Below are 575 nucleotides of genomic sequence, written 5' to 3' on the forward strand. Positions count from 1 at the left end.
CCTTGTCGATCGCCAAGTGCGTGCTTCCTTTCGTAAGGAGAACCAGCACCCCTTACACACACCATTTGACACGCTCCGCGAGCTTGCGGGCCGTGTCCGCGTCGATCGGCCCGTACCCGGCCAGGAACCCCGGCTCATCATCCAACCCCGCCAGCGTCGTGGCCGCGACCGTGACCTGCACCACCGCCCGCACCCGCGACAGCACCCGATCCACATCCCCCGTCAAGCCCCGCACCGACGGCGGCGGAGCGCCGCGCGCGGACGCCGCGTTCGAAGGGTCAGCGTCGCCAGTGCCGGGCGGATCAGCTCCCGTGTCGATCCGGTCGGGCGATCCCGCGGCATCCGAGACATCGGAATCCGCGCCCGCGTTCACATCGTCCGCGTCAGGGCTCGCGCCGTCGTCCTCGGCACCCGCATCCGGTGTCACCGCGTCCGCGCCGACATCCGTCGTGTCCGTGTCGGTGGTGGTCCAGGGGGCGGGGGTGTCGTCGGGGTCGTCGCACAGGGCGGACAGGACCTCCACGGCGAGGTCCGACGCGATCTGCGTCGCCGTCCGCGGCCCCTCCCCACCCTCA

General features: G+C 71.5%; 1 pseudogene. It reads right to left on the reverse strand.

What is annotated here, in order from left to right:
* Nucleotides 1–52: 52 nt before the first annotated feature.
* Nucleotides 53–575: pseudogene (locus ACWXWW_RS17850) on the reverse strand (hypothetical protein); the annotation flags it as partial.

This window comes from Microbacterium sp. KNMS, from assembly GCF_053851835.1.